The 8,205-nt window shown below is 63.8% G+C and carries 5 protein-coding genes; 2 read left to right on the top strand and 3 right to left on the bottom strand.

The features are described from left to right. Positions 1-263: 263 nt before the first annotated feature. The 3 genes from VGH98_17075 to VGH98_17065 all read right to left on the bottom strand — a co-directional run bounded on the left by VGH98_17075 (position 264) and on the right by VGH98_17065 (position 2,540). Positions 264-446, bottom strand: coding sequence for a hypothetical protein (locus tag VGH98_17075; GenBank protein HEY2377689.1), 183 nt, complete (start codon positions 444-446; stop codon positions 264-266). 145 nt (positions 447-591) lie between these two features. After that, entirely contained in the window at positions 592-1,458 is an 867-nt protein-coding gene (locus VGH98_17070) for a hypothetical protein (GenBank protein HEY2377688.1), read from the bottom strand. A 119-nt stretch (positions 1,459-1,577) separates the two neighbouring features. Next, positions 1,578-2,540 carry a CopD family protein gene (locus tag VGH98_17065; protein HEY2377687.1) on the bottom strand — a complete coding sequence of 321 codons (963 nt, stop codon included), beginning with the start codon at positions 2,538-2,540 and terminating at the stop codon, positions 1,578-1,580. Positions 2,541-2,686: 146 nt separating this feature from the next. On the opposite strand from VGH98_17065, the gene VGH98_17060 reads away from it, so the two are divergent. After that, entirely contained in the window at positions 2,687-4,963 is a 2,277-nt protein-coding gene (locus tag VGH98_17060) for a transferrin receptor-like dimerization domain-containing protein (GenBank protein HEY2377686.1), read from the top strand. A 134-nt stretch (positions 4,964-5,097) separates the two neighbouring features. Further along, complete coding sequence (locus VGH98_17055; GenBank protein ID HEY2377685.1) at positions 5,098-8,205, top strand: SusC/RagA family TonB-linked outer membrane protein; 3,108 nt, start codon at positions 5,098-5,100, stop codon at positions 8,203-8,205.

The following is an 8,205-nucleotide window of genomic DNA, read 5'->3' as shown; positions in this document are numbered from 1 at the left end:
CCGAGCCGGGGTCGCATTCACGACCGTCAGCTCCGCCGCGAACGCATCCATGAGCTGCTGGACGCGCCGCAGCATGTCGAACTTCCGAATGTCTTTCGCCTTCATACTGTCCCCCTCCTGGGTGTGAAGCAGTTGGACGCCCGTCGTTATGTGATCCACCCGCCTTCGCTCGCGCGTGGCGAAGACTCGGGACCCCTCACCGCCGGCGTCGTGCGCGTTGTGGTGCCCCTGTACTAGAGAGAACACGGCGCGCGCCAAAGTCCCTAGTCGATGTGCAGGAATGGGTCGTGCGCCAGCGAATCAATCGCGGGCGTGTCGTGTTTTGCCGTGGGCGTGTCGTGTTTTGCCGCGGGCGTGTCGTGTTTTGCTTCGGTCCTGTCGTGAGGCGCGACGGGCGTGTCGTGAAATGCAGCCGGCGCCTGCCAACGAATCAGGGAGACTGCCATTCTTGCGACGGGCGTGTCCGATGCTGCTCCGGTGCACTCACGTGAAGCGCGCGTCGCCTTCGATTTTACACGCGTCGCCTTCGATTTTGCGCGGGTCGCGTCGCGAGTTGTCGCGAGCGCCTCACGAGTTGGCAGGTGATGCTGCCTATGCGGCAGCGGAGCCGACGTTTTTGCCGCCGGCGCCTTCAGATTTGGAAGGGTCGCCTTCACATTTGCAACGGTCACCTTCGGATCTGGAGCGTTTCCCTTTTTTGCGGGAGGGGCGCAGCACGCGTGCGGCGTCGCAGCGCTCGCACAGCTCCTCGATGATGTCGTACCAGACGGAGCGATCGAGCTCGGGGTATGCGAGCGCATCCTGCGGTAACGACACCCGCAAGAAGCGGAAGGCGGCCTGGAGATGGCAGTCGTACGTCTTCACACTGATGCCAAGGGCCGCCGCGACTGCGGCCCGCTTCCGGCCCTCGAAGAAGGTTCGGGAGACGACCTCACGCTGCATCGGCGGCAGGTCGTCCACATGCTCGCGGAAGATCCCACGGAGTGCCTCGACGTCGTCTTGAGGGCGCCGCTCGACGGGCGCCGGCGCGTCGTATTTGGCGTGGTCGTTCCGTGCGAACACGTGGTCGAGCTCGCGGTCGCCCGCTCTGCGGCCGCCGACGGCCGGCTCCATCGCCATGCCCCAATGGGAATGGACCGAGCGCTCGGAGCCCTCGCTGTGACCGCAGTTGATAGCGTGGTTCCGGACGATTTTGAGGAACCGGCGCCGGAACTCGACATCGTCCGCCGGGAAGGGTTTCGGCTTCTTGGGCCGCTGCAGGGATTCAATGAAACGCACCGCGGCGGTGTCGACGACGTCCTCGACGCTTTGCCGCGAGACGAAGCGGGCGGCCATGCCGCGGGCGGCATCGCGATGAACAAGGATGCCGGCCCAGAATGCAGCGCGCTGGTCCTCGCTGAGCGACGGCGACGGCGCGTTTCCTTCACCGGCAATTGCAACTTCGGCGGAGTTGCTCATGCGGATCGCCTGGCGTGTTAAGGATGTACTCCTAACGCGAAGCCTCACACTATAAGAACACCGGGAACCGAAAAGTCCCTAGTCAGCCGCGAATTCGCCAGTCCGGGCCGCCGACGGGTTCAGTGACTGGGTTGACCAGCCGTGGCGTTCGGGACAGGCGCCACGGGCGCGGCCGGCTTCTTCACGCGCGGCGCTGGAATGCTCAACAGCACCGCCGTCGCCGCTAACACCAGCGCCGCGACCGCGACTTCCATCGTCGCCGAGCGCCGAATCGCGAGCGCCCCGCTCTCGCTACCCAACGTCGGTTTTTGCCGCCGCCAGTTCCACGCGCCGAGCGCGAACACCAGTGCCACGAGACACAGCTTGACGATCAACGTCTGCCCGTACGGCGACATCCACAAGTTCGACAGCACGTGGAGATGCTTCCACGCGATGATGATGCCGAACAACACGAGCACGGGGGCCGCACCCAAGGCGAGGGGCGAAAACGAATACACCATATCCGAGATGATCGGGCCGCGCTGGTCGAGCGCCAATTCGTTGTTCAGCACCACAGAAATGCCGGCAGCGAGCATCACGAACAGCGTTCCGATCCAGAGACCTCCGGCGAGCACGTGCAGCGGATTCGTGAGCCCGCCCCATTGCGCGAGGAATGCATTTCTCAACAGTCCGCACACGAATCCGATCGCGGCCAACCACCACCCGACTCTGCTTCCGCGCAGCGCGAGCACGAATCCAACCAGCGCGACCACAAAGAAGCCGATCTGCAGCTCGACACCGGCGTTCTGCGCCACCAGTTGCGCGACCGTGGAATGCCGTCGCGCCGCGAGTCCGGGCAGCTGATACCATAGAAGGGCCGCGGCGACGATCGTTCCAATCAACCCGATGGCTGCCGCGCGCCGCGCCGCCTCCGCAAGCAGACGCTGCCGCGTTTCAACCATCCCGGACTGTTCTCCACGTGTCAGTACTCCGCGAAGCACCGCGAAACGAAATCCAATCGCGCCCGCAGGGAAAAAGGAACCAATGAATCCGATGTACTCCGTGATCGGCTGCGGCCAGTGAATCAGAGACTGTGCGAGCACCTCGTTCCTCGTTCTGGTGAGTTCGTTGGACCTATTACTGTCGAGGCGTCCTGGACGTTGGGCCGGCGCGCGGTTGTGCAGGTGCTGTTCCGCGACTATGGTCGCCTCGCCATCTTGATCATTCCCTCTTCGCTCCCGGAAAAACGATGCGTGCCTTTGTAGCCTCCCTCGCGCTCGCCGCAGGCGGCGTGACCTTCAGCCCGCGAGCTCCCTCCCCCGACACCCTTCGCGGTTTCTCGCCCGAATCCTCGCGCATCGAGCGCGATTGGGAAGGAAAATTCCGTGCGATTCCCGATCCGGCGCGCTTGCGCAGCATGATGCAGCGCCTTTCGGCTCGCCCGCATCACGTCGGCTCGCCGTATAACAAGGTCAACGCCGAATGGTTGCGCGACCAGTTTCGTTCGTTTGGCTGGCAAGCGGAGATCGAGAATTTCGACGTCCTCTTCCCGACGCCGAAAGAGCGCCTTGTCGAGCTCGTGGCGCCGACGATCTTCAAGGCCAAGTTGCAGGAGCCGACCGTCCCCGGTGATCCCACGTCGGGGCAGCACGACGAGCAGCTTCCGTCGTACAACGCGTACTCGATCGACGGCGACGTCACGGGTCCGCTCGTCTTCGTGAACTTCGGCGTCCCCGCCGACTACGAAGAGCTCGAAAGACACGGCGTCTCGGTAAAGGGGGCGATCGTGATCGCGAAGTATGGCGGCTCGTGGCGTGGCATCAAACCGAAGGTCGCCGCCGAGCACGGCGCGATCGGATGCCTCATCTACTCCGATCCGCGCGACGACGGCTACGCCGATGGCGACGTGTTTCCCAAAGGTCCGATGCGGCCACGCGATGGCGTGCAACGAGGCAGCGTCGCCGACATGCCAACCTACCCCGGAGATCCACTGACTCCGGGTGTCGGAGCAACAAAAGACGCGAAGCGTTATACGGTGGCCGAGGCGCCGACGATCACGAAGATTCCCGTGCTGCCCCTTTCGTACGGCGACGCCGAGCCGCTCCTCGCGGCGCTCACGGGCGACGTCGTGCCGCAGCCGTGGCGCGGCGGTCTGCCGATCACCTATCGCTTCGGCCCCGGCGCGGCACGCGTCCACCTCCACGTCAAGTCAGAGTGGAGTCTGAAGACACTCAACGATGTCATCGCACGGCTCCCCGGAACGACGGAGAGCGACGAGTGGGTGATCCGCGGCAACCATCACGACGCATGGGTCAACGGCGCCGAGGATCCGATCTCCGGTCTCGTCCCCGAGCTCGAGGAAGCGCGCGCGTTAGGCGAACTGTACAAGCAAGGGTGGCGTCCGAAGCGGACGATCATCTACGCGGCATGGGATGGCGAGGAGCCGGGCCTGCTCGGATCCACGGAATGGGCCGAAGCTCACGCTGACGAGCTCCGTCAACATGCGGTTGCCTACCTGAACAGCGACTCCAATGACCGGGGGTACCTCAACGTCGAGGGCTCACATTCCCTCGAGAAGTTCATCAACGGCGTGGCGAAGGACGTCACCGATCCCGAGGCGGGCGTAAGCTCGTGGAAGCGAAATCAACTCGCTGCGATTGCGCGCGGCACGCCGGAAGCGCGACGCGACGCACGCGAGCGCGAGGATCTGCGCATCGGTGCGCTCGGCTCGGGCTCGGACTACACGCCGTTCCTTCAACACCTTGGCATCGCGTCGCTCGACCTCGCCTACGGCGGCGAGGACAAGAGCGGCATCTATCACTCGATCTACGACGACTTCTACTGGTACACGCACTTCAGCGACACGAGCTTCGTCTACGGCCGCGCCCTTTCGCAGGTGGTCGGCCAGGCCGTGATGCGTCTTGCGGATGCCGATGTGCTGCCGTTTGCCTTCACTAACCTCGCCGAGACGGCGCAGCGCTACGTGACCGAGTTGCAGCACCTTCGCGAGACGCGCGCAAACGAGATTGCCGAGCGAAATCGGGAGATCGACGAGAATCTCTTTGCCGCGACAAGCGATCCCCGTACGCCAACGCGCGCGCCCGCGGTCGAGGCGCGAGCTCCGCAGCTCGAATTCGCTCCACTGCTGAACGCCGTCGACTCGCTCAACCGGGCCGCGCAGCATTACGAGAAGGTCTACAACCAATGGGTCGAGCGTGGCGGCGTCGTGCAGGCCGGAACCGCCGGTGCGTCGACACTAAAGGCGCTGAATGAGCGACTGCTGCAGGCTGAGCGGGCGTTAACGTCGCCCGAGGGGCTAGCAAAGCGAAGCTGGTACACGCACCTGCTGTACGCCCCGGGCTACTACACGGGTTACGGCGTCAAGACGATGCCAGGCGTTCGTGAGGCAATCGAGCAGGGCCAATGGGGATCAGTGAATGGCGAGATCGCGCGCGTCGCGGCGGCGCTCATTCGGGAGGCCACGCTTGTTAGTCAGGTGGCCGAGGCTCTCAACGCTGCGCGCTGAGAGCGGTAGTTATAAGGACGAGCAATGGCCCGCGGGTCACGCCGCGGGCGGTTGCGGCCGTTTGGCCCACCGTTAGGTTACCCATCCCGTCCGGCTCCCTTGCCGCTCATCAGGCAACTCATAACGAGGTCGTCATGGGTACGCGAAGATCGTATATGGTCGCGATCGTTACCGCTTTGCTGGCAACGATCTCCGTTGGCAGCTCGGCACAAACGCGACAGCAAACGACGATCACCGGGCGCGTCACGGACGCGCCGACCGGTCAGCCGCTCGCGAACGCGCAGATCAATGTCGTCGGCACTATCCTCGGCGCTCAAACCAATAACGACGGCCAGTTTGCGATCCGCGGCGTCACGGCCGGCAGGTTTGAAGTGCGCGCGCTCCGCGTCGGCTATGGCGAGATCCGGCGATCGGTTACGGTTGCCGTTGGGCAGACGGCGACGGAGAACTTTCAGATGCAGCCGGTGCCGGTCTCGCTGAATCCGGTCGTCACGACGGCCACCGGCCAGCAAGCGCGCAACGAGGTCGGCAATGACATCGCGCAGGTACCGGCGGCCAACATCGTCGCGACCGGCACCGTCAACAATGCTGCCGATCTCCTCACCTCACGAGCCCCTGGTGTCACCGTCTTCGAGGGGACGCAAACTGGCGCTGGTGTTCGCGTTCGCATCCGCGGCACCAGCTCACTCTCGCTCTCGAACAACCCGATCTACATTGTCGACGGCGTTCGGGTTGAAGGCACCACGGGATCGTCGTCGGTGAGTGTGGGCGGAACGACGCCGGCTCGCATCAACGACATAAATCCTGAAGAGATCGAGTCGATCGAGGTCGTCAAGGGCCCCTCGGCATCTACACTGTACGGAACCGACGCCGCGAATGGCGTCGTCGTCATAACGACGAAGCGCGGCATCGCCGGTCGTCCGCAGTGGAACTACTCCACGCAACAGACCTTCATCACCGATCACAATCCGTATCCGATCGCGTACTGGGGCTGGCGAACGGGAACCACGTCGGCGACGACGTCCAGCCCCTCGAACACCGTTCAATGCGTGCTCAGCCAGGTGGCTGCTGGTATCTGCACCCAGGATAGCGTCACGAGTTACAACTTGACGAAAGATCCCGAGTCCACGCCCTTCGGCATCGGCTATCGCCAACAACATGCATTGCAGGTCGGCGGCGGATCGGAAGCGATCCGCTATTTCCTGCATGGCGAATGGGAGGACGAAGATGGGCCGACGAAAGTCCCCGACTTCGATAATCGCTACCTGGCAAGTCATGGCCTCGTTCTGACTGACCGCCAGCGCAGTCCGAGCCACCTGGGTCGAGAAACCGCGCGGGCCAACGTCGACGTGACGCTGTCGCCTAACGCGGACGTCTCCATCAGTGGCGGGTATATCCAGGAAGCCCTTCGGCTGCCCGAGAGCGACGACTCCGGCGTCCTCGGCATCGCGACCAACATCTACGGCGGCCCCGGATTCAAGTACAATCTGAACGCGGCCGGCGACACGCTGTTCGGTTGGCGCGCCGCGACGCCGCGCGACATTTACCAGCAGGAGACGGAGCAGGCCATTCAACGCTTCATCGGCTCGTCGCGCGCGAACTGGCGTCCGCGCGACTGGCTCGCGCTCCGCAGCACCTTCGGTCTCGACTTCATCGATCGCCGCGACACGCAGCTCTGCCGATTCCAGAATTGCCCGGATGTCGGCACCACGCGGCTTGGTTACAAGATCGATAACCGCACGAATTTCTTCGATTACACGCTCGACGCGGCCGCGACGGCAACGAAGCAGCTCACCGAGGCCTTCGGTTCCAAGACAACGGTCGGCGTTCAGTTCACGCGCACCATCTTCGATCGCAACGGAACGGAAGGCGACCAACTCCCGCCTGGGGGTGTCACCGTCACCGGTGCCGCCGTCAAGCTCGCGGACGAATCCACCGACGAGACGCGCACGCTCGGCAGCTTCATCGAGCAGCAGGTATCCTTCCGCGATCGTCTCTTTGTGACCGGCGCCATTCGCTCCGATCGCAACAGCGCGTTCGGCGCGGACTTCAAGACCGTGTTCTATCCCAAGCTGTCCGCCTCGTGGATCCTTTCTCAGGAAGGGTTTTTCCCGCGCTTTGGCTGGCTCGACGAGTTGCGCCTTCGCACAGCCTACGGCGCGTCGGGCGTGCAACCGGGGACGATCGATGCCGTGCCGTACTACTCGGCGACACGAACGCTGGGTGAATCCGGTGAGGTGCCTGGCGTCGTCTTCAGTGCGCTTGGTAACAGCAACCTGAAGCCGGAGCGTTCAACCGAGCTCGAAGCGGGCTTCGACGCAACCTTCTGGCACAGTAAGGTCAACACCCAAATCACGTACTACAACAAGATCTCCCGCGACGCCCTCGTGAGCCGTGTGCTGCCTCCCTCGTTGGGCACCGGCAGTACGACGCGCTTCGAGAACCTTGGCGAAGTGCGCAACACCGGGTGGGAGGCGCTCCTCAGCACCGTGCTCCTCCAACGCTCGAGCCTCGGCTGGGACGTCACCGTCAGCGGGTCGTCGAACTTCAACAAGCTGGTGAGCCTCGGCGGTGTGCCGAACATCATCAACAGCAGCACCCAGCAGGATCGCGAAGGCTATCCGCTCAACGGTTGGTGGTCGCGACCATTGCTCGGTTGGGACGACAAGAACAACGACGGGATCATCGCGTACAGCGCGACACCGGCCAACAGCGAGATCGTCGTCGGCGACACGGCCGCGTACCTCGGCAATCCGCTGCCCGTGTACGAGGTCGCCCTCACGAACGGCTTCGATTTCCTGCAGCACCGCTTCCGGCTGCAGGCGATGGTCGACTACAAGGGCGATTACAAGACGTATAACAACAGCGAACGCATTCGCTGCCTGAGCCGCAATAACTGCGCTGGCTACATCTATCGCGGCTCCTCCGAGTTCGATCAGGCGCGTGTCGCCGCCGGGCGCGATAACCCGGCCAAGACAGTCGCTGGCTTCATCGAGGACGGCGACTTCATTCGCTTCCGTGAGCTGTCGCTCACCTTCAACGCTCCCGAGCGTTGGGCCTCCAAGTACTTCCGCGGACGCTCGCTTGCCATCACTGGTGCCGTGCGCAATCTCGGCATCCTGTGGACGAAGTATACCGGTGTCGATCCGGAAGCCTACGGCACCACCGGCGACGCACCGTCTTCTTTCCAGGCATTTGCACCGCCGCGCTACGTCACGCTCCGTCTCAACCTCGGCCTCTAG

This window comes from Gemmatimonadaceae bacterium, from assembly GCA_036496605.1.
Classification (GTDB): Bacteria; Gemmatimonadota; Gemmatimonadetes; order Gemmatimonadales; family Gemmatimonadaceae; genus AG2.
This window is presented reverse-complemented; position numbering and strand designations above follow the sequence as displayed.

What these genes read in the sequence shown, in the direction of transcription:
- VGH98_17075 (HEY2377689.1), bottom strand. Translation starts at nt 446, where the DNA reads ATGGCAGTCTCCCTGATTCGTTGGCAGGCGCCGGCTGCATTTCACGAC.
- VGH98_17070 (HEY2377688.1), bottom strand. Translation starts at nt 1,458, where the DNA reads ATGAGCAACTCCGCCGAAGTTGCAATTGCCGGTGAAGGAAACGCGCCG.
- VGH98_17060 (HEY2377686.1), top strand. Translation starts at nt 2,687, where the DNA reads ATGCGTGCCTTTGTAGCCTCCCTCGCGCTCGCCGCAGGCGGCGTGACC.
- VGH98_17055 (HEY2377685.1), top strand. Translation starts at nt 5,098, where the DNA reads ATGGGTACGCGAAGATCGTATATGGTCGCGATCGTTACCGCTTTGCTG.